Genomic DNA, 24,168 nt, shown 5'->3' on the forward strand with positions numbered 1-24,168 from the left:
GGGCCGCCGCCGCACAATGGCAGCGCTTTCAATGCCTCGGGAACCGCCATGAACCGCAACGCCATCGCCTGTCTTGCCGCCCTGTCGCTTTGCCTGGCCGCGCCTGCCGCGCTGGCCGACTACCCGGAACGCGCGATCACGCTGATCGTGCCGGCCGCCGCCGGCGGCAACGCCGACATCACCGCCCGCCTCATCGGGCAGGAAATGAGCCGCCAGCTGGGCCAGCCGGTGGTGGTGGAGAACCGCGTCGGCGCGGGCGGGCGCATCGGCACCCAGGCCGTGGTGCGCGCCGCGCCCGACGGCTACACCATCGGCTACGCCCACGTGGGCACGCTGGTGCTGCACCGCTACCTGTTCAAGCAGCAGCTGTACGACCTGGACCGCGACATCGCGCCCATCGGCCTGGTGGCCGAAACGCCCAACGTCATCGTGGTGAACGCGGCCTCGCCCTATCGCGACCTGAAGGGTTTCATCGAAGCCAGCCGCGCCCAGCCGCAGCGCCTGACCATGACCTCGGCCGACCCCGGCACCACCAGCGAGGTCGGCGTCAAGCTGTTCATCGCCCAGACCGGCGCCGAGGTGCGCCAGATTCCGTACAAGGCCACGGCCGCGCAGCTGTCCGACCTGCTGGGCGGCCACGTGGATTCGATGATGGAAAACCTGCCGCCGCTGATCGGCAACCTGAAGGACGGCCGCCTGCGCGCGCTGGCCGTCACCACGCGCGGACGCGCCGCCTCCAACCCCGACGTGCCCACCGTGGCCGAGCAGGGCTACCCCGACTACGAGCAGTCGGCCTGGAGCGCGCTGGTCGCGCCGGCCGGCACGCCGCCCGCCGTCATCGCCCGGCTCAACGAGGCCATGAACCAGGCGCTGCGCTCGGACAATGTCAGCAAGGAATTGCGCAGCCGCTCCCAGGAACCGCTGGGCGGCACGCCGCAGGACGTACAGACCCAGATTCGCAAGGAGCTGCCCAAATGGGAAGGCATCATCAAGGCCGCCGGCACCACGCTGGATTGAGCCAGGCAGGAGCGCGCGCATGGCCACGGTAAGCCGCGAGGATTTTTCCTGCGCCGCCGCCACCAACGAATCGGCCTACCGCCGGGTCACGGTGCCGGTGCTCAGGATCGACGCCGGCCCCGGGCCGGCCGTCGCGCTGATGGCCGGCGTGCACGGCGACGAATGGGAAGGCCAGGCGGCCATCCTGGACCTGTGGCACAGCCTGCCCGGCATGCTCCAGCGCGGCACGGTCTACCTGCTGCCGGCGGCCAATGTCGAGGCCTCGCTGGCCGGCACCCGGCTCTCGCCTTCCGACGGCGGCAACCTGAACCGTGCTTTCCTGGGCGCGCCGGCGCGCGGCTACACCGAAAGCGTGGCCGCCGCGCTGGAGGCCCGGCTGCTGCCGCGCATCCAGGCGCTGGTGGACGTGCACAGTGGCGGCGCCTCGCTGCGCTACCTGCCTTCGTCGGTGATCACCCGGTACGGCGAGGACGCCTACGATCCGCGCCTGGCGGACCTGGCGCGCGCCTTCGGGCTGCCGCAATGCGTGTTCTTCCGCGGCGTCGAAGCCGGGTCCATGCCGGCCGCCGCCAGCCGCCACGGCGTGCTGCGCCTGAGCGCGGAGATCGGCGGCGGCCGCGAAACCAGCGCCGCCCTGGTCGAACGCTGCCGCGACGGGCTGCTGGGCTGCCTGACCGAGCTGGGCCTGCTGCCCGGCCGCCCGCTGCCGCGCAACCCTGAGGTCCGGCTCTACGACCTGGACGCGCCGGCCGCCACGCTGCGCGCGCGCGAAGCGGGCGTGTTCGTCCCCGGCGTGGAGCTGGGGCAGGCGGTCACGGCGCGCCAGCGCATCGGCCAGCTGATAGAACCCGCCCGCCCCGAGCTTGCGCCGCGCGCGCTGGTCAGCCCGCAAAGCGGCACCGTGGTGTGCCTGCGCGCCATCGCCCGCAGCGGCGAGGGCGACTGCCTGTTCCAGATCGCGCCCGCCCTTCCCCTGGATACGCTTCCTTCGAGGTACTGAAGAACCATGCAGATGAACCCCAGATTGTCCGGCCTGCGTTGCATCCGCTGCGAACGCCTGTGGCCCGTCGCCGACTATCCCGAAGGCTGCCCCGGCTGCCTGGAGGCCGGCCACCCCGCCTCGCTGGAATGCCGCTACGAGCCCGGCGGGGATGCGGCCATGCCGCTGCCGGTGCTGGACCCGGTGACGCTGGGCGAAGGCGCCACGCCCTGCCTGGCCGCGCCGGCGCTGGCGCAGGCCGAGGGCGTCGGCCGGATGTGGCTCAAGTGCGAAAGCGCCAATCCCACCGGCAGCCACAAGGACCGCATGGCGGCCCAGCTGGTCTCGCGCGCGCGCCTGGCCGGCGCCACCCGCGTGGCGGCGGCCTCCAGCGGCAACGCCGGCGTATCGCTGGCCGCCTATTGCGCCGCGGCGCGCCTGGAGGCCGACATCGCCATCACGCGCGACTGCCCGCCGCTGCAGCGCGACGCCATGCAGCGCTTCGGCGCGCGCCTGCGCGCCTTCGACGACAGCCTGAGCCGCTGGCCCTATGTCGCGGACCTGTGCCGCGACCACGGCGCGTTCGCCGGCACCAACTATCTGAATCCGCCGGTGGGCACCCATGCCTATGGCGTGGAAGGCTACAAGCCCATCGCGCTGGAGATCTTCGAAGCCTGCGGCGTGCCCACCGATATCGTGGTGCCCACCGCGCGCGGCGACCTGCTGTGGGGCATTTACCTGGGCTGGCAGCATCTGCGGGAAAGCGGCCGCATCGACCGCCTGCCCCGCATGCACGCGGTCGAGCCCTATGCCCGGCTGTCGCGGGCGCGCGCCACGGGCGATGCGCGCGGCAACTGGGAGGGCGTGACGGACCAGTACTCGATCGCCGGCAGCACCAGCACGCTGCAGTCGCTGGAAGCGCTGGCGCGCTCGGGCGGCTCGCCCGTGGAAGTGTCCGACGCCGCCGCGGCGCAGGCGCAGCAGCGCCTGGAGCGCACCGGGCTGGCCACCGAACTGTCGTCGGCCGCGGCGCTGGCGGCGGTGTCGCGGCTGCGGCGGTCGGGGCTGCTGGACGCGGAATCGTCGGTCGTGCTGGTGTTGACTTCGGATGGGCGGCGGGGGTGATGGGTTTCGCGCGTTTGATGTTCGTGTTCTTGCTCAGGGGTTCTTCGCGCTGCACCCATCCTACGTTTGGAATGTAGGATGGGTGCAGCGCGAGCCCCCCGACCCAAGCAACCAGGGGCCAAACGCGCGAAACCCATCACCCCGCCCGAAACCTAAACCCCATACCGCTCCACCAGCGGCGCCAAGGCCGCGCGCAAACAGGTCGCCCAGAACTTTCCCGCCTCCGACAAGGGGCGGCTGCCGTGCAGGATCATGTGGCATTCGAAATGCACGGACGCGGCCAGCGGCCGGTGCCCCAGGCCGGCCGCTTCCATGCCGAGCGCGGTCGCCGGATTGGCGATGCCCACGCCGTGGCCGGCCAGCGCCAGCTGGCACACGGTGCTGGAATACGGCGTTTCGATCGCCACCTTCAGATGCTGCCCGGCCTGCGCCAGCAAGGCGTCCAGGCGCTTGCGCGAACCGTCCTCGGCGTTGAGCGCGATCACGTCGGCGCCGGCCAGGTGCGAGAACTCCACGCACTCCAGCCGCGCCAGCGGATGGTTGCGCGGAAAGACCGCCACGGCCCGCAGGCTGGCGAGCCGGTGGCCGCGCAGGCCTTCCAGTTCGGACTCGTCGGCCACGGCGGCCAGGTCCAGCTCGCCCGACACCACCATGTCGCGCAAGGTGTTGGAATCCCGGATCTGCAGGTACAGCGCGGTGTCCGGATAGCGGGCGCGAAAGCGCGCGATGGTGTCGCTGATGATGGCGCCGCTGTAGGCGTGGATGCAGCCCACGCGCAGCCGCGGCTGCGCGGCGCCGCGGATCGCGCGGATCTTGCGGCCCAGGCTCTCCAGGCCGACGTTCAGGCGCCGGATTTCCTCGTACAGCAGCGTCGCCTCGGGGGTGCGCTGCATGCGCTGGCGCACGCGCTCGAACAGGCGCAGCTCGATGCTGGCTTCCAGCGCGGCCAGGGTCGCGCTGACGGTGGCCGGCGACACGTCCAGCCGCCGGGCGGCGGCGGTCACGCTTTCCGTCTCGTAGACGGTGCGGAAGGTCTCGACCTGTTTGAGCGTGAAGGTCATGGCGCTCAGATGCGCTGCAGGTCCAGCAGCACGCGGCGCGTGGACAAAGGCCGGCCGGCGAGGATTTCGGCCAGGCGTTCGCGCAGGTCGCGGCGCAGGGCCGGCTCGATCGCCGGATCGTCGAAATCGGGCGGCGCCTCGTCAACGCCATAGCCGGTCTCGCGCAGCAGCGTCCATTCGAAGCGGCGCAGCGCGCCGGCCGCGCGCGTGCCGCCCGAAAGCTGCTGCAGGGCGAAATCGTAGGCGTCGAACAGCAGGGGGTGGGCGTCTTCGCGCGGCAGCAGCCGCAGCAGCAGCTCGTTCATGTACCAGGCCGACATCAGCGCGGTGCCGGTCAGCGGCCGGATGCCGGCGATCTCGGCGCGCGTGAGCGTCTTGACCTCGCCGTTGCCGGTCCAGGACAGCAGCAGCGGCTGGAACGCGGACAGCACGGGCCGCAGCACGGAATACGGGCGCTTGGCGCCCTTGGCGACCATGGCCACACAGCCGTGGTCGCGCGAGAAAGTCTGAACGATGAGGGACGTCTCACGCCACGCGGTGGCGTGCAGCATATAGCCGGGTCGGTCCTGGACGCGAGGCGCCCTTCTACTCATAGCCCAGGTCGCGCAGCGCACCCTCGCGGTCGGACCAGCCCTTGCGCACCTTGATGTAGACCTCCAGGTGCACCGGCTTGTCCAGCAGCTTGGCGATGTCCTGCCGCGCCTCCGTAGCGATGCGCTTCATGTGCATGCCGCCCGCGCCCAGCAGGATGGGCTTGTGGCTGTCGCGCTCGACCACCACACAGGCGGCGATGCGCGCGCCCTTGTCGTTCTCTTCCCATTGCTCGATCACGACCGTACAGCCGTAGGGCAGTTCGTCGCCCACCAGGCGGAAGATCTTCTCGCGCACCAGCTCGGCGGCGATGAAGCGCATGGGCCGGTCGGTCAGCGTGTCCTCTTCGAACATCGGCTCGCCTTCGGGCAGGCGCGCGGCGATTTCCTGCAGCAGCTGGTCGAGCTGCTGGTTCCTGGTGGCGCTGACCGGCACGACCGCGCCGAACGGATGCAGCGCCATGATCTTGGAGACGAAGGCGAACAGATCGTCGCGGTTCTTGAGCGCGTCGATCTTGGAGATGGCCAGGATGGTGCGCTCCGGCGCGGGCAAGAGCGGCAGCAGCTTGGCGTCGCCCTCGGACCACTTGCCCGCCTCGACCACGTGCACCACCACGTCCACGTCGGCCAGCGCCTGCGTGACCACGCGGTTCATCATGCGGTTCATGGCGCCGCCGTGGCGCGTCTGGAAGCCCGGCGTGTCGACGAACACGAACTGTTCGTGCTCGCGCGTCAGCACCCCGTGGATGCGGTGGCGCGTGGTCTGCGCCTTGCGCGAGACGATCGAAATCTTCGAGCCGATCAGGGCGTTGGTCAGCGTGGATTTGCCGACGTTGGGACGGCCGACGATGGCAACGAAGCCGGTACGGAAAGGGGTATCGCTCATTTAGTCTCTTGAGCCACTGCCACCGGCAGCGACAATTGCGCGGTCTTGCGCGCCTTGCCCGACTTGCGGGCAGCCTTGGAAGCCGGGCTGACGGCCAACGCGGCCTCCAGCGCCACTTTGGCCGCCGACTGCTCGGCCGCGCGGCGGCTGGCGCCCGCGGCCATGACCTTGATCTCCAGCGCCGGGATGGCGCATTCGACCTCGAACTGCTGGCTGTGGGCCGCGCCGTGCGTGGCCACCACCGTGTACTGCGGCAGCGCCAGCTTGCGGCCCTGCAGGAATTCCTGCAGCAGCGTCTTGGCGTCCTTGCCCAGGGTCTTGGGATCGACCGAGGCCAGCACCGGCTGGTACTGGCGCACGATCACGCGGCGCGCGGCGTCGAAGCCGGCGTCCAGGAACACGGCGCCGAACAGCGCCTCGACCGTGTCGGCCAGGATCGAGGGGCGGCGGAAACCGCCGCTCTTGAGTTCGCCCTCGCCCAGGCGCAGGTATTGCGACAGCTCCAGCCGCTGGGCGATGTCGGCCAGCGAGGCCTGCTTGACCAGGTTGGCCCGCAGGCGCGAGAGGTCGCCCTCGTCGATCTTGGAATAGCGCTCGAACAGCATCGCGGCGACGACGAAGTTCAGCACGGAATCCCCGAGGAATTCCAGGCGCTCGTTATGGCGCGAACCGTGACTGCGATGCGTCAGCGCCTGTTCGAGCAATGCCGGATCACCGAAGTGGTGCTCCAGGCGGTTTTCTAGCGTGGCTAGCGACATAATCAGTTGAACCGGCCGATGCGGCTGAGGTCGCTGAAATTCATCCAGATGAAGAACGCGCGTCCGACGATATTGGATTCGGGTACGAAGCCCCAGTATCGGCTGTCCGCGCTGTTGTCCCGATTATCGCCCATAGCGAAAAATTGGCCTTCGGGTACTTTGCAGCGTACCCCATTGCGGCTGTATTGGCAGTTCTGACGGTTGGGAAATTGCCACATCGGCCCGTATTCCTGCGGTTTGCCTTCATCCAGCAGGATCTGGTGCTCAACTTCGCCCAACTTCTCTTTATATTGCGCAATATACGAGACACGGTCGGGTTCGAAATAATCCCCGTCGCGCACGTGCGGCACCAGTTCGCCGTTGATATACAGTTTTTTGTCCAGGTAGGCGATCTCGTCGCCCGGCAGGCCGACCACGCGCTTGATGTAATCGACGTCCGGGTCCACGGGATAGCGGAACACGAACACGTCGCCGCGCTTGGGCTCGCCCACCTCGATCACCTTCTTGTCGATGACCGGCAGGCGCAGGCCATAGCTGAACTTGTTCACCAGGATCAGGTCGCCCGATTGCAGCGTGGGCAGCATGGAGCCCGACGGGATGCGAAACGGCTCGACCACGAACGAGCGCAGCAGGAACACGAACAGAATCACGGGGAAGAAGCTGACCGCGTACTCCACCCACCACGGCACGCGGCGCGCCGCGTCGCCGGCCTCGCGGCGCAGGCGCTCGGCTTCCTGGGCGTCTCCGACCAGGGCCGCGTCGTATTGCGCCATCGCCGCCTGGGCCCGGCGTTCCCGGCCCCGCCGCAGCACCGCCAGATCGAGCACCCAGATAATGCCGGTCACCACCAGCAATACAAACAGGATCAGGGCAAAGTTCCAACTCATCAGCTAACCGCCTTCTTTTGGTTCTATTTGTCTTCCACCTGCAGGATGGCGAGGAACGCCTCCTGCGGGATTTCCACGCTACCCACCTGCTTCATGCGCTTCTTGCCGGCCTTCTGCTTTTCCAGCAGTTTCTTCTTGCGCGAAATGTCGCCGCCGTAGCACTTGGCCAGCACGTTCTTGCGCAGGGCCTTCACGTTTTCGCGCGCGATGATTTCGGCGCCGATGGCGGCCTGGATCACGATGTCGAACATCTGGCGCGGGATCAGCCCGCGCATCCGGGTCACCACGTCGCGGCCGCGGTGGCGCGCGTTGCTGCGGTGGACGATCATGGCCAGCGCGTCGACGCGGTCGTTGTTGATCAGCAGGTCCACGCGCACCACGTCGGCCGAGCGGTATTCCTGGAACTCGTAGTCCATCGAGGCGTAGCCGCGCGAGACCGACTTCAGCTTGTCGAAGAAGTCCAGCACGATCTCGGCCAGCGGGATCTCGTAGACCAGGTGCACCTGGCGGCCGTGGTAGCTCATGTTGATCTGCACGCCGCGCTTGTTATTGCACAGCGTCATGACCGGACCGACGTAGTCCTGCGGCATGAACAGCGTGACCTTGACGATGGGCTCGCGGATGTCGGCGATCTTGCCGATCTCCGGCATGCGCGACGGGCTTTCGACCGTGATGATGGAGCCGTCGCGCTGCTCGACCTCGTACACCACGGACGGCGCCGTGGTGATGATGTCCATGTCGAACTCGCGCTCCAGGCGCTCCTGCACGATTTCCATGTGCAGGAGGCCCAGGAAGCCGCAGCGGAAACCGAAGCCCAGCGCCTGCGAGACTTCCGGCTCGAACATGAGCGCCGCGTCGTTGAGCTTGAGCTTTTCCAGCGAGTCGCGCAGCTGGTCGTACTCGGAGCTTTCCACCGGGTACAGGCCGGCGAACACCTGCGGCTTGACTTCCTTGAAGCCCGGCAGCGGCGCGGCGGCCGGCTTGCCGGCCAGCGTGATGGTGTCGCCCACCTTGGCGTCGGCAAGCTGCTTGATGCCGGCGATGACGAAACCCACTTCGCCGGCCGACAGGTGCGGGCGCTGCTGCGACTTGGGCGTGAACACGCCGGTCTGCTCGCAAAGGTGGGTGGCGCCGGAGGCCATCAGCAGGATCTTGTCCTTGGGCTTGAGCACGCCGTTGATGATGCGCACCAGCATCACCACGCCCACGTAGTTGTCGAACCACGAGTCGATGATGAGCGCCTGCAGCGGCGCGTCGGGATCGCCCTGGGGCGCCGGCACGCGGGCGACGATGGCCTCGAGGATTTCGTCGATGCCCATGCCGGTCTTGGCGCTGGCCAGCACGGCCTGCGAGGCGTCGATGCCGATCACGTCCTCGACTTCCTGGCGCGCGCCTTCGGGATCGGCCTGGGGCAGGTCCATCTTGTTGAGCACCGGCACGACTTCCACGCCCAGCTCGATGGCGGTGTAGCAGTTGGCCACGGTCTGGGCCTCGACGCCCTGCGAGGCGTCGACCACCAGCAGCGCGCCTTCGCAGGCCGACAGCGAGCGGCTGACTTCGTAGGAGAAGTCCACGTGCCCCGGGGTATCGATCAGGTTCAGGTTGTAGACCTTGCCGTCCTGCGCCTTGTAGTGCAGGGCGGCCGTCTGCGCCTTGATGGTGATGCCGCGCTCGCGCTCGATTTCCATCGAGTCGAGCACCTGCGCCGACATTTCGCGGTCCGCCAATCCGCCGCAGCGCTGGATCAGGCGATCGGCCAGGGTCGATTTGCCATGATCGATGTGGGCAATGATGGAGAAGTTGCGGATATGCTGCATGCTTGAAGTTATAAGGGGACGGAACACTCGGCACAAGGCCGGAAGACACCGCCGCCGGAGTACGCACGGCTGACGAGAGGGGTGCCTGTGGGCATAGCCCGGGCAAAACGAGGGGGCGCCATGCGCCCCCTCTTGCGGCAACCAGCCATTTTAGCCGGTCTTGAACCATTTTTTTGCCGCCAGGCCCGCGACGGCAAAAAACGCCCCTTTTCAGGGGCGTCGCCGTAAAGCATCACTTGCTGGCGGGAACCGCCACCCATTGGGTCTGGTCGCCGCGGCGCACCAGCAGGCCGGCCGCCCTGCCCTTGTCGAGCTTGGAGACCAGTTCGCCGAACTGCTTGGCGCTGGTGACGTCGGTGTCGTTCAGGGCCAGCACGATGTCGCCTTCCTGCAGGCCGGCCTTGGCGGCCGCGCCCTCGGCGATCTTGACCTGGACGCCGCCCTTGATGCGCAGCTTCTTCTGCACGTCGGCCGGCACGTCGGCCACGCCCAGGCCCAGCGCGTTGGTGGCCTCGGGCACGGGCGCCGCGCCCTGCTTGCCGGCGGCCGGGCTCTTCTCGGTCGGGATCTCGCCCACCTTGACGGTCAGCGTCACGGTCTTGCCCTTGCGCCACACCTGCATGTCGGCGCGGGTGCCCGGCTTGGTTTCGCCGACGATGCGCGGCAGGTCGGACCAGCGCTTGATGGGTTCGTTGTTGAACTTCAGGATCACGTCGCCCGGCTGCACGCCGGCCTGCTCGGCCGGGCCTTCGGGCTCGACGCTGCTGACCAGCGCGCCTTCGGCCTTGGGCAGGCCGATGGCCTCGGCCACGTCCTTGCCGACTTCGCCGATCTGCACGCCGACGCGTCCGCGCGTGACCTTGCCGGTGGTGCGCAGCTGGTCGACGACGCGCATGGCCTCGTCGATGGGGATGGCCAGCGAAATGCCCATGAAGCCGCCGCTGCGCGAAATGATCTGGGAATTGATGCCCACCACCTCGCCTTCCAGGTTGATCAGCGGGCCGCCCGAGTTGCCGGGGTTGACCGCCACGTCCGTCTGGATGAAGGGCAGGTATTCGCCGGTGTCGCGGCCGATGGCGCTGACGATGCCCGAGGTCACGGTGGAATCCAGGCCGAACGGCGAGCCGATCGCCAGCACCCACTGGCCCTTCTTGAGCTTCTTGGGATCGCCGATGACCAGCGGCGTCATGTCCTTGGCCTCGATCTTGATCAGGGCCACGTCGGTGCGCTCGTCGGTGCCGATGACCTTGGCCTTGAATTCGCGGCCGTCGGTCAGGGTGACGTAGATGTCGGTGGCGTCCACGACCACGTGGTTGTTGGTCAGGATGTAGCCGTCTTCGGAAATGAAGAAGCCCGAGCCCACGCCGCGCGGCACGGTGCGCTCTTCGGGCTGGGGCTGGGGACGCTGGCGCGGCGACGGCGGCGCGCCCGGCGGCTGGAATTCGGGGCCGAAGAACCAGCGGAACAGCTCGTAGGGGTCGTTGCCGCCGCCCGGTCCCATGCCGCGCACCGGCACGGTGGCCGTGGTGCGGATGTTCACGACCGCGGGGTCGGCCTTTTCGACGATGCTGGTGAAATCAGGCAAAGCGACCGTCGGCGCCTGGGCCAGCGCCGCCGGCGCCTGGCCGACGGACATCACCACGCCCAGCGCGGCGGCCGCCAGAAAGCGTCGGAAATACCCGTTCGACACTGTCATTGCATTCATAGACTTCTCCGAAATTGCTGCTTGCCGCCCCGGATCAGCGGGACCCGGCGGCGGGCACGTATTCTGTGGACTCGGCCAGCTGTTCCAGCGTGGCCACGGGCACCTCGCCCACGGCCGTCAGCCAGAAATCGGCGATGCGCGTGCCATATACGGTAATCGAACCGCGCTGCGCCGCGCCATGGGGCGGACGGTGTCCGCGCTGGCTGTCGTAGGGCTCGATGAACACGGAAATGGCCGCCAACCCGTCAGACAATACCATCTGGCTGACCGTGGCGCCGCGGCCCATGGCCCGGGTCACCTGCATGACGGTCTTGAAGCCCTTGGGGGCCGGAATGCGCCAGCCCTGGGCGGCCAGGTCCACCGGCTTCATGGCGGCTTCCATCACCTTCCAGTCGCGCGTGCTCCAGCGGGAAGTCAGCAGCTGGGGATCGACCTCGGCGCCCAGGCGCAGCGAGGTAAAGGCCACCTGTTCGACCACGCCGCGCGCGGCGTTCAGGGTCTGGGCCTTGAGCAGCAGATTGGTCTCGACGTCGGCGCACAGCCGGTAGCCGTAGCGCAGCTTGTCCAGCGGCTCTATGGTGATCAGGCGGCACTCGCGGCCGGCGACGCGATAGAGCTTGGGCTCGGTGCGGATCGTGTAGTTCTCGGACAGGCCGGCGGCCTCGCCCAGCAGCAGGCCGGGGAAGCGGTCGCCGCGGCGGCGCTCCAGCAGCACCGTCTTGCGCTCGGGGATCAGGCACTGCACGTCGTCGTTGTGGCGCAGGTATTCGCGCGGCTGGCCGTCGAGGATCTCGAGGCGCTCGCGCTCGCCGGTGCCGTCCAGGACGTGCACCAGGCGCGAGGACTGCATGGTCTCGCCCTGCTGATACATGAACACGCCGGCGTAGTCCTGCTTGCGGGCCGCCTGCTGGATGCTGGTGAGCAGCTGCACCACGTCCTCGGCGGGCGGCGCGGGCCGGCTCCTGCGCCGCCAGGAAAACGGTGAACAGCGTTACGGCAAGCCAGGCGGCGCGATGGGCCTGCAAGGTAGCGGTTCGTCCCAGACCCAGCACCGGCCAGCGCGATGGAATCACCAACGCCATCAGCGCCCCGCTCCCATCTCGAACGACACCTGCCGCACGGCGCTGGGGCCGGCCATCTGGCGATGCGCCTCGAGGTAGTCGCGCAGGCCGGAATCGTCCGCGGCCGAGGCCGACGACGGCGCGCTGGCGTCGGCCAGCACCCGCACTTCCCCGCCGGATTCGCCGGTCAGGTAGGGCTGGGCCACCCAGGCGACGGTCGCCACGGCCGCCACCACCGCCAGGCCGGACAGGCCCACGCGCAAAGGCGAGCGGCGCCGAGGCGCCGCGACAATGGGCAATTCCGCGTCCAGGGCGCGCGCCAGCCGGGCCTGGAAGGCCGAACTGGGGGTCAGCGCCAGGTCGGCGTTGCGCAGGGAATCACCGATCAAGTGATAGGTGTCCCAGGTCTGGCGTCCCTCGCGGGACAACAAGCCGGGAAAAATATCGTCGGATTCCTCTCCGTCCATCCAGGCGGAGAGCGACTCCTCCCAGGAGGACTCGGATATCTCGACGGATTTGGCTGCTGTTTGCATGACTGCCACTCCTTACCAGCGACGCTCGTCATCGGTGCCTAGCAATGGGCGCAACTTGGTGGCGATGGCTTCACGCGCACGAAAAATGCGGGAGCGCACCGTACCGATCGGGCAGTCCATGCTCTGGGCGATGTCTTCGTAACTCATACCTTCGATTTCACGCAGGACGATTGCGGTGCGCAACTCTTCAGGCAATTCCTCGATGGCCGCGTTCACCGTTTCGGCGATTTCGCGGCTGGCGACCATGGATTCCGGCGTGCTTATATCGGTTAGGTTGTCGGTTTCGTTAAAAGTTTCACCGTCTTCCGTTTCTATCGCATTGGGCGCGCTCGGACGCCGGCCCTGGGAGGCCAGCCAGTTGCGCGCGGTGTTGATCGCGATGCGATACAGCCAGGTGTAGAAGGCGCTCTCCCCCCGGAACTGGGGCAGGGCGCGGTAGGCCTTGATGAAGGCTTCCTGGGCCACGTCTTCGATTTCCGCGGGGTCGCGGATCATCCGGGCCAGCAGGCGGAGGATCTTGCGCTGGTACTTGAGCACCAGCAGGTCGAAGGCTTTCTTGTCGCCCCGCTGGACGCGCGCGACAAGCTCGGCGTCGACTTCGCGCTCGCTCATGACGCCTCCTGGGGGCCGGCCGCCGGCGGCGTGCGCCGCGCCGTGCCCGTCAGCAGGCACAGGCGCCGCCAGGACTCGGGTCGCAGCGTCCGCTGCCAGACGGTGAGGGTGATGGTGCTAGGGGTAAAGGCGGTACTCCCGGTGGGCAAAGGCTGCAAGGTGAGCGTGAGCCAGCGCGGGCCGCGCCGCCGGTCCAGCAGACTTGCGTCGCGCCAGCCCTGCGGCAGCCGCAGCTGCCAATGCCCTGCCCCGGCCGCCGTACGTAACGCGGATACCGGGGACGGGCCGCTCCGTGCCGAGTGTAACAGCCCGCCGAGCCCGAGCAGCAGCGCAAGCGCCGCCCCCGCGAGCGCGGCCGGGCCATGCCAGGAGGCGGCCGTCAGCGCGCTGCCCGCGGCCAGGGCCAGCGCCAGGCCGTAAACCGCCTGGACGCTGCCCGGACGCACGACGGGCACGCGAAACGACCAGCGCTCCCCGACCGGGCCTGCCAAATCAGACCCGGCGAACGGCCATCGAGCCGTTGGTGCCGCCGAAGCCGAACGAGTTGGACAGGCCCACGTCGATCTTCATCTGCCGCGCTTCGTTGGCGCAGTAATCCAGATCGCATTCCGGATCCTGATTGAAGATGTTGATCGTCGGGGGCGAGACCTGGTTGTAGACGGCCAGCGTGGTGAACACCGCCTCGATGCCGCCGGCCGCGCCGAGCAGGTGCCCGGTCATGGACTTGGTCGAGTTGACCACCAGCTTCTTGGCGTGGTCGCCGAAGGCCAGCTTCAGCGCGTCGGTCTCGTTCTTGTCGCCCAGCGGCGTGGAGGTGCCGTGCGCGTTGACGTACTGGACGTCTTCGAGGTTGACGCCGCCGTTGCGCAGCGCGTTGACGATGCCGCGGCGCGGGCCGTCCTTGTCCGGCGCCGTGATGTGGTGCGCGTCGGAGCTCATGCCGTAGCCCACGAATTCGCCGTAGATGCGCGCGCCGCGCTTCTTGGCGTGTTCGTATTCTTCCAGCACCAGCACGCCGGCGCCCTCGCCCAGCACGAATCCGTCGCGGTCGCGATCCCAGGGACGCGAAGCCGTCTGAGGATCGTCGTTGCGGGTCGACAGGGCGCGCATGGCGGCGAAACCGCCAATGCCCAGCGGCGACACGGTCGACTCGGCGCCGCCGGCCAGCATGACGTCGGCATCGCCGTACTCGATCAGGCGGGCGGCATCGCCGATGCAGTGCAGGCCGGTGGTGCAGGCCGACACGACGGCGTAGCTCGGGCCCTTCATGCCGTAGGCGATAGACAGGTGGCCGGAGATCAGGTTGATCAGCGAACCCGGCACGAAGAACGGCGAAATGCGGCGCGGGCCCTTGGACAGGTATTCGACCTGGGTTTCTTCGATGCGCGGCAGGCCGCCGATACCCGAGCCGACGATCACGCCGATGCGTTCGGCGTTGGCTTCGGTGACTTCCAGGCCGCTGTCGCGCCAGGCCTGCATCCCGGCAGCCAGGCCGTAATGGATGAAGGTATCCATCTGGCGGGCTTCCTTGGCCGAGATATAGGCGCTGATGTCGAAGTCTTTGACTTCGCCGGCGATATGGGTGGTGATGGCCGAGGGATCGAAACGGGTGATGCGGCTGATGCCAGAACGTCCGTTGACGATATTGTCCCAAGCCGTGGTCACGTCGTTCCCCACGGGGGAAACGATACCCAGGCCGGTGATGACGACACGTCGCTTCACGGATGACTCCTCAAACAGACAAAAGAAAGGCGGTTTTCGGGATGCGCTGCGCTTGCGGTACACACAAAAGCGGGTCAGGCGTTTTCACGCCCTTCCCGCATGCGCACCGCAAAGGCAACTCCTGAAACCGCCCCGATTTTCCGGCTGGCCCCGAAGTCCGTCCTCGGACCGCCGGAAGGGAGTAAGCCCAGCTTACTGCTTGCCGTGCGAATTGATGTAGTCAATCGCTTGTTGCACGGTCGTGATCTTTTCGGCCTCTTCGTCGGGGATCTCGGTCTCGAATTCGTCTTCGAGCGCCATGACCAGTTCGACCATGTCGAGCGAATCGGCACCGAGGTCGTCAAGGAAGGAGGATTCGTTCTTGATCTCGGCTTCGTTGACGCCAAGTTGTTCAGCGACGATCTTCTTGACGCGCTGTTCGATGCTTTCCATGCAGATCTCCAATTGGGAAAAATCCCGCGAATTATAGCCAAGCGCGGAGTTTTGCGACGCCTGGCCGTGACAAAAATAACACCGCGCACTTGATCTGTCGCCGGGAATGGCGCAGGAAACCCGTGTGCGGCGTTTCCGGTTGAACCGCGCATCGCCCCGTGCGGAGCGGCCTGCGCGCGGTTCGTGATTTATTGCATGTACATCCCGCCGTTGACGTGCAGGGTGGTGCCGGTAATGTAACCCGCCTGCGGCCCGGACAAAAATGCCACCGCGTGCGCGATGTCCTCGGGCGCTCCCAGGCGGCCCAGCGGAATCTGCTGCAGCAAAGCCGCGGTCTGATTTTCGCCAAGGGCGCGCGTCATGTCGGTATCGATGAAGCCGGGGGCCACGCAGTTGACCGTGATGTTGCGGCTGCCCAGTTCGCGCGCCAGGGCGCGCGACATGCCGGCCACGCCGGCCTTGGCGGCCGCGTAGTTGGCCTGGCCGGGGTTGCCGCTGGAGCCGACCACCGAGGTCACGTTGATGATGCGTCCCCAGCGGGCCTTCATCATGCTGCGCAGCACCGCGCGCGACAGGCGGAACACCGACGCCAGGTTGGTGTCGATGACGGCCGACCAGTCTTCGTCCTTCATGCGCATCGCCAGCGTATCACGCGTGATGCCGGCGTTATTGACGAGGATGTGCGGGCCGCCGCCTTCCTTGCCCAGCGCGTCGATGAGCGCGTCGCAGGCCGCCGCGTCGGTCACGTCCAGCACCACGCCGCGTCCGCCCGAGGGGGCCAGCGCTTCGGTGATGGCGGCCGCGCCCGATTCGGAGGTGGCGGTGCCGACGACGGTGGCGCCGCGCGCGGCCAGTTCCAGCGCGATGGCGCGGCCGATGCCGCGCGTGGCGCCGGTCACCAGCGCGATCTTGCCTTGCAGTTCGATCGAGGGGTTGTCCATGTTCATTGGTTTCCGTTGACGGCGGCCAGCGCGGCTTCGAGGGAAGCCGGATCGGTGATGGCCATGCCCGTGAGTTCGGGATCGATGCGCTTGGTCAGGCCGGCGAGCACCTTGCCGGGGCCGCATTCGATCACGTGCGTGACGCCTTGCGCCTTCATCGCGCGCAGGGTTTCGACCCAGCGCACAGGATGCCATGCCTGGCGCACCAGCGCATCGCGGATAGCCCCAGGATCGGCCGGGGAAGCCACGTCGACGTTGTTGATGACCTGGATCTGCGGGGCCGACACCGTCACGCCGGCCAGCGCGCCGGCCAGCACCTCGGCGGCGGGCTTGAGCAGGCTGGAGTGGAACGGCGCGGACACCGGCAGCAGCAGCGCGCGCTTGGCGCCCGCGGCCTTGGCCTGTTCGCAGGCGCGTTCGACGGCGGCCTTGTGGCCGGCGATCACGACCTGGGCGGGCGCGTTGAAGTTCACGGCCTCGACCACTTCGCCCTGCGCGGCGGCGGCGCAGGCGGCGCGCACGGCGTCGTCGTCCAGGCCCAGGATGGCGGCCATGGCGCCGGTGCCGACCGGCACGGCGGCCTGCATGGCGTCGGCGCGCACGCGCACCAGGCGGACGGCGTCTTCGAGCGCGAGCGAACCGGCCGCGGTCAGCGCGGCGTACTCGCCCAGGCTATGGCCGGCGACCACGTCCGGCTTGCGGCCGCCCGCGGCGCACCAGGCCGCGTACAGCGCGGCGCCGGCGGTCAGCATCGCGGGCTGGGTGTTGGTGGTGAGGTTGAGCTGCTCGGCCGGGCCTTGCGCGATCAGCGCGCCCAGGTCCTGGCCCAGGGCCTGCGACGCGCGCGCCACCGTATCGGCGACCGCGGAAACGCCCGACCAGGCGTCCAGCATGCCGACAGCTTGAGAACCCTGACCAGGAAAGACAAAAGCGATTTTCATGGTTGACCGTTAGGATGAGATTCAGTGTCTGTGAGGAATGTCGGGTGCGCCTGCCCGGCGGCCGCGGCGCGCGCCGCCTGCCGCCCGGCCCGCCCCTACATGCGGGCCAGTACCGAGCCCCAGGTGAACCCGCCGCCCACGCCCTGCATCAGGACCAGCTGGCCCGGCTTGACGCGGCCGTCGCGGCGCGCGGCGTCCAGGGCCAGCGGCACGCTGGCTGCGGAAGTGTTGGCGTGGCTGTCGACGGTGATGACGACCTTCTCGACCGGCACGGACAGCTTGCGCGCCAGGAAATTCAGGATGCGCACGTTGGCCTGGTGCGGGATCATCCAGTCCACGTCGGCGACGTCCACGCCGGCTTCGGCGCAGGTGTCGCGCGCGGAGCGGTCCAGCACGGTGACGGCCTGCTTGAACACGGCCTGGCCGTCCATGCGCAGGAACGGATCGCCGGTCACGTCGCCATAGGCCACGTTGCCCGCCGCGTTCAGGATCTTGCTCTGGCTGCCGTCGGCATGCAGCTGCGCGGCCATGATGCCGGGCTTGTCGGAAGCCTTCAGCACCACGGCGCCGGCGCCGTCGCCGAAAAGCACGCAGGTGCTGCGGTCGTTCCAGTCCAGGATGCGCGAGAACACTTCGGCGCCGATGACCAGCGCGCAGCGCGCGCGGCCGGCGCGGATGAAGCTGTCGGCGGTGGTCAGCGCGTAGACGAAGCCGCTGCACACGGCCTGCACGTCGAACGCCGCCGAGCCTTTGGAGCCGAGGTTGGCCTGCACGATGCAGGCGGTGCTCGGGAACACGAAGTCGGGCGTCGAAGTGGCCAGGATGATGAGGTCGATGTCGGAGGCGTCCACGCCCGCGTCGGCCAGCGCGCGGCGCGAGGCCTCGGTCGCCAGCTGGCTGGTGGTGACGCCGCGCTCGGCCAGATGGCGCTGCCGGATGCCAGTGCGCTCGACGATCCATTCGTCGGAGGTGGCGATGTTGCGCGTCGCCAGTTCCGCAGCCAGCTCGTCATTCGAAACCACGCGTTCCGGCAGGAAGCTGCCGGTGCCCGCGATCACGGAATATTTCATTGCGGTATCCATCAAGCGGTGTCCCCAGCCACGTCTTGCGGCGGCGCCGTAGCGGCATCGCCGGATTGAACGCGCTTGGTAATCTGAGCGACCGTCTCGGCGGTGCGCTCCAGCAGTTTACTCACTACGGCTTCGCGGGCTCGCTGCAAGGCGAATCCGTAGGCGTAGACGTCGGCGGAGCCGTGGCTCTTGATGACCACGCCGCGCAGGCCCAGCAGCGCGGCGCCGTTGTAGCGCCGGTTGTCGACGCGGGTGCGCAGGCGGTTGAGCACCGGCTTGGCCACCGCGCCGGCCAGCAGCGTGATCAGGTTGCGTTTGAACTCTTCGCGTATGACGCTGGAGAGCATCTTGGCCAGGCCTTCGACGGACTTGAGCACGACGTTGCCGACGAAGCCGTCGCAGACGACCACGTCGACCGTGCCCTTGAAGATGTCGTTGCCTTCCACGTTGCCGTAGAAGTTCAGCGGGCTGCCGCGCAGCAGTTCGGCGGCTTCCTTGACGACTTCGTTGCCCTTGATGACTTCTTCGCCGATGTTGAGCAGGCCCACCGAAGGCCGCTCGCGATGGTCGACCGCCTGCGACAGCGCGGCGCCCATGATGGCGAATTGCAGAAGGTGCTCGGCCGTACAGTCCACGTTCGCACCCAGGTCCAGCACCGTGGTGGCGCGGCCCGTCTGGTTCGGAATGGACGTGGCGATGGCCGGGCGGTCTATGCCGTCCAGCGTTTTGAGCACGTAGCGTGAAATGGCCATCCACGCGCCGGTATTGCCTGCGGAGACGCAGGCGTCGGCGCGCCCGTCCTTGACGGACTGGGCGGCCAGGCGCATGGAGGAGTCTTTTTTGCGGCGCAGGGCGACCTCGACCGGGTCGTCCATGGTGACGACTTCGGAAGCCGCCACGATCTCAAGACGATCGCGCGCCACGCCGCGGTGCTCGGAGAGCGCCGCTTCGATAGCGTCGGGAAGCCCGACCAGCAACAGCCGGGTATCCGGAAATTGCCGGGCGAACTCGATCGCAGCCGGAATCGTGACGGGCAGACCGAAGTCTCCGCCCATACAGTCTATGGCGATGCGTATCACGGGTGCCAGGTATCAGCGCTCAGCCGAAATGGTCCGAGTACGAGTTCGGCCCGGGGGCCTTATTCGTCGGCCTTGGTCTTCAGGACCTTGCGGCCGCGGTAGAAGCCGTTGGGGCTGATGTGGTGACGCAGATGCGCTTCGCCCGTGGTGGGCTCGATCGCGGTCGGCGGGTTCACCAGAAAATCGTGCGAGCGGTGCATACCGCGCTTGGACGGGGACTTCTTGTTTTGTTGAACGGCCATGATGACTCCTAGAAACGGGGCGCATTGTACGCGATGCGGCCCGATGTTGATCTCAATCTTTGTGCTTCAGTTGTTCCAGCACCGCAAACGGCGACGGACGCTTGACGGCGGGCTCCTCGGGAGCAGCCTCGCCGGCATTGGCCTGCGCGCCCGGGCATACATCATGCTTGGGCACATACGGAACGCTCAGAATGAGCTCATCTTCGATCTGGGCCAGCAGATCGAAATGATGTGAACCCACCACCCTTTCAGGCAGGTTGGACACAAAACCTTTTCCTTCTTCGTCCTCGTCGTCCTCGTCCTCGCCGGCGTAGCCTCCGGAGTGTTCTCCAGAGCCAGAACCGTCATCGAGTTCGTCTTCGGACTTGACCAGCTGCAGCACGACTTCGCTGTCGACCGGGTAGGCGAACGGCGCGTTGCACCGCTGGCACACGACCAGCGGATTCGCCCGCACATGAAGATGCAAGAGCGGCTGCCCGGCAAGAAGGCCGGACTTGCTCACTTCTCCGCGCACGGACCAGTGCGCCAGGCCCGCCTCGCCCGCGGGCTGCTCGGGCAGCCCGTCGACCAATCGCGTAAGCCTCGCCAGCGGCACGCTGCCTTGCGCTTCCTTGCCCAGACGGGCAAAAGCAAACGCGTCGATGCTTTTTGCATTCACGCCAGTATCAGTCACTTCGGTGTTCCTGCAAAAATGCCGCAAAACGTTAGATAATACTGTGACTTACGTATCAGCGTCAAATATCGTATGCCCTTGAAGCCTGACCTCATCCTCGCCTCCAGCTCGCGCTACCGCAAAGAATTGTTGTCCCGCCTGTGCATGCCGTTCACCGCCATTTCGCCCGATGTGGACGAAACGCCACACGCCGGCGAAACGCCCGAAGCGCTGGCCCTGCGCCTGTCCGTGGCCAAGGCCATGGCGGTGGCGGCGAAGCACCCCGGCTGCATCGTCATCGGTTCCGACCAGGTGGCCACCGTGGACGGGCAGCCCATCGGCAAGCCGGGCGACCTCCCGCGCGCGATGGCGCAATTGCAGGCGCTGTCGGGCCGGGAGGTGGAATTCCACAGCGCGCTGGCCGTCACCGACGGCCGCCGGGTGGAAAAGGCCGACGTCGTCACGCGCTGCCGCTTCCGCCAGCTGAGCGACGTGGCGATCGTGGCCTATCTGCGCGCCGAAGAGCCCTACGATACCGCAGGCAGCGCCAAGGCGGAAAGCCTGGGTATCGCACTGATGGAAAGCATCCAGAGCGACGACCCCACCGCCATCATCGGCCTGCCGCTGATCGCGCTGACTAGCATGCTGATGCGCTTCGGGCTAAATCCGCTGGACGCGCCCGGAGTGCCCGGAGCGCCCGCATGAGCGGCGCGCTGCACCTGATTCCCGTGGGCCTGGGCGAGGCCCCGCCCGAGCGCTGGCTGCCCGCCGAAGTGCGCGCCCTGGCCGGGCGGCTCGACACCTACATCGCCGAGAACGCCAAGACCGCGCGCGCCTTCCTCAAGCTGATCGGCACGGTCCGGCCGCTGCAGGAAATCACCGTCCACACGCTGAACGACCGGGTGGACGCCGCGCAGATCAAGGCCTGGCTGGCGCCCATCGCCGGCGGCGCCGAGATCGGCCTGGTCTCCGAGGCCGGCTGCCCCGCCGTGGCGGACCCGGGCGCCAAGGTGGTGGAGGCCGCCCACCGGCAGGGCCTGACCGTCAGGCCCTGGGTCGGTCCGTCCTCCATCCTGCTGGCCCTGATGGCCAGCGGACTGGACGGCCAGCGCTTCGCGTTCCACGGCTACGCGCCGGTCGACCCCGCCGAGCGCGCCAGGCAGCTGCGCGCCTGGGAGCAGCATTCGGCCCGGCACAACCAGACCCAGCTGCTGATCGAGACGCCCTACCGCAACGCCGCCATGTTCGCCACGCTGCTGGCCAGCCTGAAGGGCGATACCCGGCTGTGCGTGGCCCGCTCGGTCACCACCGCCGACGAATGGATCCAGACCCGCAGCGTGGCCGACTGGAAACAGCAGCCGGCGCCGCAGCTGGACAAGCTGCCCACCCTGTTCCTCTACCTGGCCCGCTGAGCCATGCTGCGCCCCGCTCTTGCGCTGCTGGCCGCCGCGGCCCTGGCCGGATGCGCCGCGCGCGGCCCCGCCGGCCTGGAACTGGACACCTCCGTCACGGCGGTCGGCCAGGCCAGCCGGGTGCGCGCCGTGGTGCTGCACTACACCTCGGTCGACGACGCCCGCTCGCTGCAGCTGCTGTCGCGCGGCAAGGTCAGCGCCCACTACCTCGTGACCGAGTCCGGCCGCACCTACCGCCTGGTCGATGAAAACCGGGCGGCCTGGCACGCCGGCGCCAGCGCCTGGTACGGCAACATCGCCATGAACAGCACCTCGATCGGCATCGAGATCGTGAATCCCGGCTGGACCGACGGTCCCGACGGCAAGCCGCTATGGCACCCCTACGGCGAACGCCAGCTGCGCGCGCTGACCGTGCTGCTGCGCGACGTCATCCAGCGCCACGGCATCGCGCCCGAGAACGTGGTGGGCCATAGCGACATCGCGCCGCAGCGCAAGGTCGATCCGGGACCGCTCTTTCCATGGAAGACGCTGGCCGAGGCCGGCATCGGGCGCTGGTACGACGAGGCCGGCGCGGCCGCGCACCTGGCCCGGCTGCAGGCGCAGGGCGTTCCCGACGTGGCGTGGTTCCAGCAGCAGCTGCAGCGCCTGGGCTACGCCTGCCCGCAGGACGGCGTGCTGGACAAGGCCACCATCAACACGCTGGCGGCGTTCCAGATGCATTACCGGCCGGCGCTGTACGACGGGCAGCCGGACGCCGAGACGGCGGCCATCATGCTGGCGATGTTGTGAGGCGGCCTTCGCCGCCCGATGGGTTTCGCGCGTTCGATATCTGCGTTTTTGTTCAGGGGGTCTCGCGCTGCACCCATCCTACGATTCCGGATTGCCGTACGATTCCTCGCCGTACGGTTTCCGACCGTCGTAGGATGGGTGCAGCGCGAGATTCTCCAGGCAAGAACACGAGCATCGAACGCGCGAAACCCGTCAGGCATTCCGCCGCCACCGCTCCACCACCCGCCATCCCAGCAGCAGCGCCAGCACGGCCGCATAGATCAGCGGCGCTTCGAAGTCGTTCTTGCCCGCCTTGTGCCACCAGTAGTGCAGGATGGCCAGCAGCCCGATGGCATAGACGGCGCGATGCAGGCTTTGCCAGCGCTTGCCCAGCCGGCGCATGGCCCACTGGGTGGACGTGGCCGCCAGCGCGGTCATCAGCACGAAGGCCGCGAATCCCACCGTGATGAAGGGCCGTTCGCCGATGTCGCGCAGCATGGCCGCGGGGTCGAAGCCGCGGTCCCACCAGACCCAGGCCATGAAATGCATGGCGCCATAGAAGAACGCGAACAGCCCGCACATGCGCCGCAGCCGCACCAGGGCCGGCTGGCCGGTCAGCCGGCGCAGCGGCGTGATGGCCAGCGTGACCAGCAGGCACACCAGCGTCCAGGTGCCGGAAGAGCGGGTCAGGAATTCGACCGGATTGGCGGTCAGGCCGTCGTTGGCGCCCAGCCAGAACCAGCGCAGGAACGGCGCCAGCCCCAGCAGGAATAGCACGGGCTTGAAGCGCCCGACGGTCTTGGCGGAAAGCTGCGTCCTGCGCGGCGGCGCCTGCGAAATGCCTGCTTCCATGCGCGCCTCAGTAATTGGCCTTCAGGTCCATGCCCTGGTAGAGCGAGGCGACCTGCTCGCCGTAGCCGTTGAACATCAGGGTCTTGCGCTTGGGCGAGAACAGGCCGTCCTCGCCGATGCGGCGCTCGGTCGCCTGGCTCCAGCGCGGGTGCGGGACGTTGGGATTCACGTTGGCGTAGAAGCCGTATTCCTGCGGCGCGGCCTTCATCCACGAGGAGACGGGCGGTTTTTCGACCAGGCGGATCTTGACCAGGGACTTGGCCGACTTGAAGCCGTATTTCCACGGCACCGCCAGCCTGACCGGCGCGCCGTTCTGGCCCGGCAGCAGCTTGCCGTAGACGCCGAAGACCAGCATGGACAGCGGATTCATCGCCTCGTCGATGCGCAGCCCCTCGACATAGGGCCAGTCCAGCACCCCGCTGCGCACGCCGCGCATGTTCTCGCGCTGGACCACGGTCACGAACTCCACGTACTTGGCGTTGCCGGTGGGCTCGACCTGCTTGAGCAGCTCGGCCAGCGAATAGCCCATCCACGGGATGACCATGGACCAGCCCTCGACGCAGCGCAGCCGGTAGACCCGCTCTTCCATGGGCGCCAGCTTGAGCAGTTCCTCGATGGAGAAGGTGCGCGGCTTGCCAACCTCGCCCTCGACGCTGACGGTCCAGGGGCGCGTCTGGAGTTTGCCGGCGTTGGCGGCGGGATCGCTCTTGTCCAGGCCGAATTCGTAGAAGTTGTTGTACGACGTGATGTCGGACAAGGGGGTCTGCTTGTCCATCACGCTGAAGGCCGGGTTGGGCTTGCCCGGCAACGCGCCGGCATCCTGCGCGAACGCGCTGCGCGCCGCCCAGCCCGGCAGCCCTGCCGCGGCGGCCACCAGCCCGGCCCGCAGCATCAGCTCGCGGCGCGAGCGCCACACGGCCTCGGGGGTGATCTCGGAGGAAAGAATATCGTCGGGCTTGCGTATCAGCATCATGGTCTCCGTATGGCGGCGCCTCGCATAACCCATGGACGGCACAGGACCCCATG

General features: G+C 67.9%; 26 protein-coding genes and 1 pseudogene. 6 read left to right on the forward strand and 21 right to left on the reverse strand.

Annotation, left to right across the window (positions count from 1 at the left end; all coding sequences use genetic code 11):
- The first annotated feature begins 48 nt into the window (after positions 1 to 48).
- The 3 genes from AC1IQ6_RS21310 to AC1IQ6_RS21320 are packed head-to-tail and all read left to right on the forward strand — an operon-like array spanning position 49 to position 3,121.
- The gene (locus tag AC1IQ6_RS21310; protein WP_102774432.1) at positions 49 to 1,017 is read left to right on the forward strand and encodes a Bug family tripartite tricarboxylate transporter substrate binding protein; all 969 of its coding nucleotides are present in this window, start codon (positions 49 to 51) and stop codon (positions 1,015 to 1,017) included.
- A 19-nt stretch (positions 1,018 to 1,036) separates the two neighbouring features.
- A complete protein-coding gene (locus AC1IQ6_RS21315) occupies positions 1,037 to 2,017 on the forward strand; it encodes a M14 family metallopeptidase (RefSeq protein ID WP_479730339.1) in 981 nt (326 codons plus the stop codon).
- Between the two features lie 6 nt (positions 2,018 to 2,023).
- Positions 2,024 to 3,121, forward strand: a complete 1,098-nt coding sequence (locus AC1IQ6_RS21320) for a pyridoxal-phosphate dependent enzyme (RefSeq protein ID WP_209164983.1) — start codon at positions 2,024 to 2,026, stop codon at positions 3,119 to 3,121.
- Between the two features lie 152 nt (positions 3,122 to 3,273).
- On the opposite strand, the gene AC1IQ6_RS21325 is transcribed toward AC1IQ6_RS21320, so the two are convergent.
- The 19 genes and pseudogenes from AC1IQ6_RS21325 to AC1IQ6_RS21415 form a co-directional block, all read right to left on the reverse strand.
- Complete coding sequence (locus AC1IQ6_RS21325; protein ID WP_111826598.1) at positions 3,274 to 4,182, reverse strand: LysR substrate-binding domain-containing protein; 909 nt, start codon at positions 4,180 to 4,182, stop codon at positions 3,274 to 3,276.
- Between the two features lie 5 nt (positions 4,183 to 4,187).
- The gene (recO, locus tag AC1IQ6_RS21330) at positions 4,188 to 4,775 is read right to left on the reverse strand and encodes a DNA repair protein RecO (protein WP_102774428.1); all 588 of its coding nucleotides are present in this window, start codon (positions 4,773 to 4,775) and stop codon (positions 4,188 to 4,190) included.
- Complete coding sequence (era, locus tag AC1IQ6_RS21335; protein WP_102774427.1) at positions 4,768 to 5,658, reverse strand: GTPase Era; 891 nt, start codon at positions 5,656 to 5,658, stop codon at positions 4,768 to 4,770. Before era ends, recO begins: the two co-directional genes overlap by 8 nt.
- Positions 5,655 to 6,416: a ribonuclease III gene (gene rnc / locus AC1IQ6_RS21340; protein WP_111826596.1), complete on the reverse strand. Its 762-nt coding sequence runs from the start codon at positions 6,414 to 6,416 to the stop codon at positions 5,655 to 5,657. Before rnc ends, era begins: the two co-directional genes overlap by 4 nt.
- A 2-nt stretch (positions 6,417 to 6,418) precedes the next feature.
- Complete coding sequence (gene lepB, locus AC1IQ6_RS21345; protein WP_102774425.1) at positions 6,419 to 7,303, reverse strand: signal peptidase I; 885 nt, start codon at positions 7,301 to 7,303, stop codon at positions 6,419 to 6,421.
- A gap of 23 nt (positions 7,304 to 7,326) precedes the next feature.
- Positions 7,327 to 9,120, reverse strand: a complete 1,794-nt coding sequence (lepA, locus tag AC1IQ6_RS21350) for a translation elongation factor 4 (RefSeq protein ID WP_102774424.1) — start codon at positions 9,118 to 9,120, stop codon at positions 7,327 to 7,329.
- 232 nt (positions 9,121 to 9,352) lie between these two features.
- On the reverse strand, positions 9,353 to 10,825 hold the full coding sequence (locus AC1IQ6_RS21355) for a DegQ family serine endoprotease (protein WP_485865266.1): 1,473 nt from the start codon (positions 10,823 to 10,825) through the stop codon (positions 9,353 to 9,355).
- A gap of 34 nt (positions 10,826 to 10,859) precedes the next feature.
- A pseudogene (locus AC1IQ6_RS21360) lies at positions 10,860 to 11,907 on the reverse strand (MucB/RseB C-terminal domain-containing protein).
- Complete coding sequence (locus AC1IQ6_RS21365; RefSeq protein ID WP_102774421.1) at positions 11,907 to 12,419, reverse strand: sigma-E factor negative regulatory protein; 513 nt, start codon at positions 12,417 to 12,419, stop codon at positions 11,907 to 11,909. The pseudogene AC1IQ6_RS21360 and the gene AC1IQ6_RS21365 overlap by 1 nt, the downstream one beginning before the upstream one ends.
- A gap of 12 nt (positions 12,420 to 12,431) precedes the next feature.
- On the reverse strand, positions 12,432 to 13,031 hold the full coding sequence (gene rpoE, locus AC1IQ6_RS21370) for an RNA polymerase sigma factor RpoE (protein ID WP_043543305.1): 600 nt from the start codon (positions 13,029 to 13,031) through the stop codon (positions 12,432 to 12,434).
- Complete coding sequence (locus tag AC1IQ6_RS21375) at positions 13,028 to 13,486, reverse strand: hypothetical protein (RefSeq protein ID WP_102774557.1); 459 nt, start codon at positions 13,484 to 13,486, stop codon at positions 13,028 to 13,030. Before AC1IQ6_RS21375 ends, rpoE begins: the two co-directional genes overlap by 4 nt.
- A 37-nt stretch (positions 13,487 to 13,523) precedes the next feature.
- On the reverse strand, positions 13,524 to 14,753 hold the full coding sequence (gene fabF / locus AC1IQ6_RS21380) for a beta-ketoacyl-ACP synthase II (RefSeq protein ID WP_102774420.1): 1,230 nt from the start codon (positions 14,751 to 14,753) through the stop codon (positions 13,524 to 13,526).
- Between the two features lie 192 nt (positions 14,754 to 14,945).
- Positions 14,946 to 15,185, reverse strand: coding sequence for an acyl carrier protein (gene acpP, locus AC1IQ6_RS21385; RefSeq protein ID WP_003813816.1), 240 nt, complete (start codon positions 15,183 to 15,185; stop codon positions 14,946 to 14,948).
- A 188-nt stretch (positions 15,186 to 15,373) separates the two neighbouring features.
- Positions 15,374 to 16,126, reverse strand: coding sequence for a 3-oxoacyl-ACP reductase FabG (gene fabG / locus AC1IQ6_RS21390; protein ID WP_102774556.1), 753 nt, complete (start codon positions 16,124 to 16,126; stop codon positions 15,374 to 15,376).
- Positions 16,127 to 16,128: 2 nt separating this feature from the next.
- Positions 16,129 to 17,067, reverse strand: coding sequence for an ACP S-malonyltransferase (fabD, locus tag AC1IQ6_RS21395; RefSeq protein ID WP_111826592.1), 939 nt, complete (start codon positions 17,065 to 17,067; stop codon positions 16,129 to 16,131).
- A 95-nt stretch (positions 17,068 to 17,162) separates the two neighbouring features.
- The gene (locus AC1IQ6_RS21400; protein WP_111826591.1) at positions 17,163 to 18,149 is read right to left on the reverse strand and encodes a beta-ketoacyl-ACP synthase III; all 987 of its coding nucleotides are present in this window, start codon (positions 18,147 to 18,149) and stop codon (positions 17,163 to 17,165) included.
- Positions 18,149 to 19,216: a phosphate acyltransferase PlsX gene (gene plsX / locus AC1IQ6_RS21405; protein WP_102774417.1), complete on the reverse strand. Its 1,068-nt coding sequence runs from the start codon at positions 19,214 to 19,216 to the stop codon at positions 18,149 to 18,151. Before plsX ends, AC1IQ6_RS21400 begins: the two co-directional genes overlap by 1 nt.
- 59 nt (positions 19,217 to 19,275) lie before the next feature.
- Positions 19,276 to 19,458 (reverse strand): 50S ribosomal protein L32, encoded by a 183-nt coding sequence (gene rpmF / locus AC1IQ6_RS21410; RefSeq protein ID WP_043543314.1) that lies wholly within the window; start codon positions 19,456 to 19,458, stop codon positions 19,276 to 19,278.
- Positions 19,459 to 19,510: 52 nt separating this feature from the next.
- Complete coding sequence (locus AC1IQ6_RS21415) at positions 19,511 to 20,131, reverse strand: YceD family protein (RefSeq protein ID WP_485865267.1); 621 nt, start codon at positions 20,129 to 20,131, stop codon at positions 19,511 to 19,513.
- 72 nt (positions 20,132 to 20,203) lie between these two features.
- Between AC1IQ6_RS21415 and AC1IQ6_RS21420 the strand changes: the two genes are divergently transcribed.
- The 3 genes from AC1IQ6_RS21420 to AC1IQ6_RS21430 are packed head-to-tail and all read left to right on the forward strand — an operon-like array spanning position 20,204 to position 22,311.
- Positions 20,204 to 20,815: a Maf family nucleotide pyrophosphatase gene (locus tag AC1IQ6_RS21420; RefSeq protein WP_485865268.1), complete on the forward strand. Its 612-nt coding sequence runs from the start codon at positions 20,204 to 20,206 to the stop codon at positions 20,813 to 20,815.
- Positions 20,812 to 21,522, forward strand: a complete 711-nt coding sequence (locus tag AC1IQ6_RS21425) for an SAM-dependent methyltransferase (protein ID WP_102774414.1) — start codon at positions 20,812 to 20,814, stop codon at positions 21,520 to 21,522. The genes AC1IQ6_RS21420 and AC1IQ6_RS21425 overlap by 4 nt, the downstream gene beginning before the upstream one ends.
- Before the next feature lie 3 nt (positions 21,523 to 21,525).
- On the forward strand, positions 21,526 to 22,311 hold the full coding sequence (locus tag AC1IQ6_RS21430) for an N-acetylmuramoyl-L-alanine amidase (RefSeq protein ID WP_485865269.1): 786 nt from the start codon (positions 21,526 to 21,528) through the stop codon (positions 22,309 to 22,311).
- A gap of 192 nt (positions 22,312 to 22,503) precedes the next feature.
- On the opposite strand, the gene msrQ is transcribed toward AC1IQ6_RS21430, so the two are convergent.
- Positions 22,504 to 23,142 (reverse strand): protein-methionine-sulfoxide reductase heme-binding subunit MsrQ, encoded by a 639-nt coding sequence (msrQ, locus tag AC1IQ6_RS21435; RefSeq protein WP_102774412.1) that lies wholly within the window; start codon positions 23,140 to 23,142, stop codon positions 22,504 to 22,506.
- A gap of 7 nt (positions 23,143 to 23,149) precedes the next feature.
- A complete protein-coding gene (gene msrP, locus AC1IQ6_RS21440) occupies positions 23,150 to 24,112 on the reverse strand; it encodes a protein-methionine-sulfoxide reductase catalytic subunit MsrP (protein WP_485866594.1) in 963 nt (320 codons plus the stop codon).
- Positions 24,113 to 24,168: the final 56 nt, after the last annotated feature.

This window comes from Achromobacter sp. MUI-25009338, from assembly GCF_057359325.1.

Coding starts and splice junctions, on each gene's coding strand:
- fabG (WP_102774556.1), bottom strand. CDS start 16,126: ATGGACAACCCCTCGATCGAACTGCAAGGCAAGATCGCGCTGGTGACC.
- acpP (WP_003813816.1), bottom strand. CDS start 15,185: ATGGAAAGCATCGAACAGCGCGTCAAGAAGATCGTCGCTGAACAACTT.
- lepA (WP_102774424.1), bottom strand. CDS start 9,120: ATGCAGCATATCCGCAACTTCTCCATCATTGCCCACATCGATCATGGC.
- AC1IQ6_RS21365 (WP_102774421.1), bottom strand. CDS start 12,419: ATGCAAACAGCAGCCAAATCCGTCGAGATATCCGAGTCCTCCTGGGAG.
- AC1IQ6_RS21425 (WP_102774414.1), top strand. CDS start 20,812: ATGAGCGGCGCGCTGCACCTGATTCCCGTGGGCCTGGGCGAGGCCCCG.
- rpmF (WP_043543314.1), bottom strand. CDS start 19,458: ATGGCCGTTCAACAAAACAAGAAGTCCCCGTCCAAGCGCGGTATGCAC.
- rnc (WP_111826596.1), bottom strand. CDS start 6,416: ATGTCGCTAGCCACGCTAGAAAACCGCCTGGAGCACCACTTCGGTGAT.
- AC1IQ6_RS21420 (WP_485865268.1), top strand. CDS start 20,204: ATGCCCTTGAAGCCTGACCTCATCCTCGCCTCCAGCTCGCGCTACCGC.
- lepB (WP_102774425.1), bottom strand. CDS start 7,303: ATGAGTTGGAACTTTGCCCTGATCCTGTTTGTATTGCTGGTGGTGACC.
- AC1IQ6_RS21310 (WP_102774432.1), top strand. CDS start 49: ATGAACCGCAACGCCATCGCCTGTCTTGCCGCCCTGTCGCTTTGCCTG.
- msrQ (WP_102774412.1), bottom strand. CDS start 23,142: ATGGAAGCAGGCATTTCGCAGGCGCCGCCGCGCAGGACGCAGCTTTCC.
- fabD (WP_111826592.1), bottom strand. CDS start 17,067: ATGAAAATCGCTTTTGTCTTTCCTGGTCAGGGTTCTCAAGCTGTCGGC.
- AC1IQ6_RS21430 (WP_485865269.1), top strand. CDS start 21,526: ATGCTGCGCCCCGCTCTTGCGCTGCTGGCCGCCGCGGCCCTGGCCGGA.
- era (WP_102774427.1), bottom strand. CDS start 5,658: ATGAGCGATACCCCTTTCCGTACCGGCTTCGTTGCCATCGTCGGCCGT.
- rpoE (WP_043543305.1), bottom strand. CDS start 13,031: ATGAGCGAGCGCGAAGTCGACGCCGAGCTTGTCGCGCGCGTCCAGCGG.
- AC1IQ6_RS21315 (WP_479730339.1), top strand. CDS start 1,037: ATGGCCACGGTAAGCCGCGAGGATTTTTCCTGCGCCGCCGCCACCAAC.
- AC1IQ6_RS21400 (WP_111826591.1), bottom strand. CDS start 18,149: ATGGATACCGCAATGAAATATTCCGTGATCGCGGGCACCGGCAGCTTC.
- AC1IQ6_RS21325 (WP_111826598.1), bottom strand. CDS start 4,182: ATGACCTTCACGCTCAAACAGGTCGAGACCTTCCGCACCGTCTACGAG.
- AC1IQ6_RS21355 (WP_485865266.1), bottom strand. CDS start 10,825: ATGAATGCAATGACAGTGTCGAACGGGTATTTCCGACGCTTTCTGGCG.
- msrP (WP_485866594.1), bottom strand. CDS start 24,112: ATGCTGATACGCAAGCCCGACGATATTCTTTCCTCCGAGATCACCCCC.
- recO (WP_102774428.1), bottom strand. CDS start 4,775: ATGAGTAGAAGGGCGCCTCGCGTCCAGGACCGACCCGGCTATATGCTG.
- AC1IQ6_RS21320 (WP_209164983.1), top strand. CDS start 2,024: ATGCAGATGAACCCCAGATTGTCCGGCCTGCGTTGCATCCGCTGCGAA.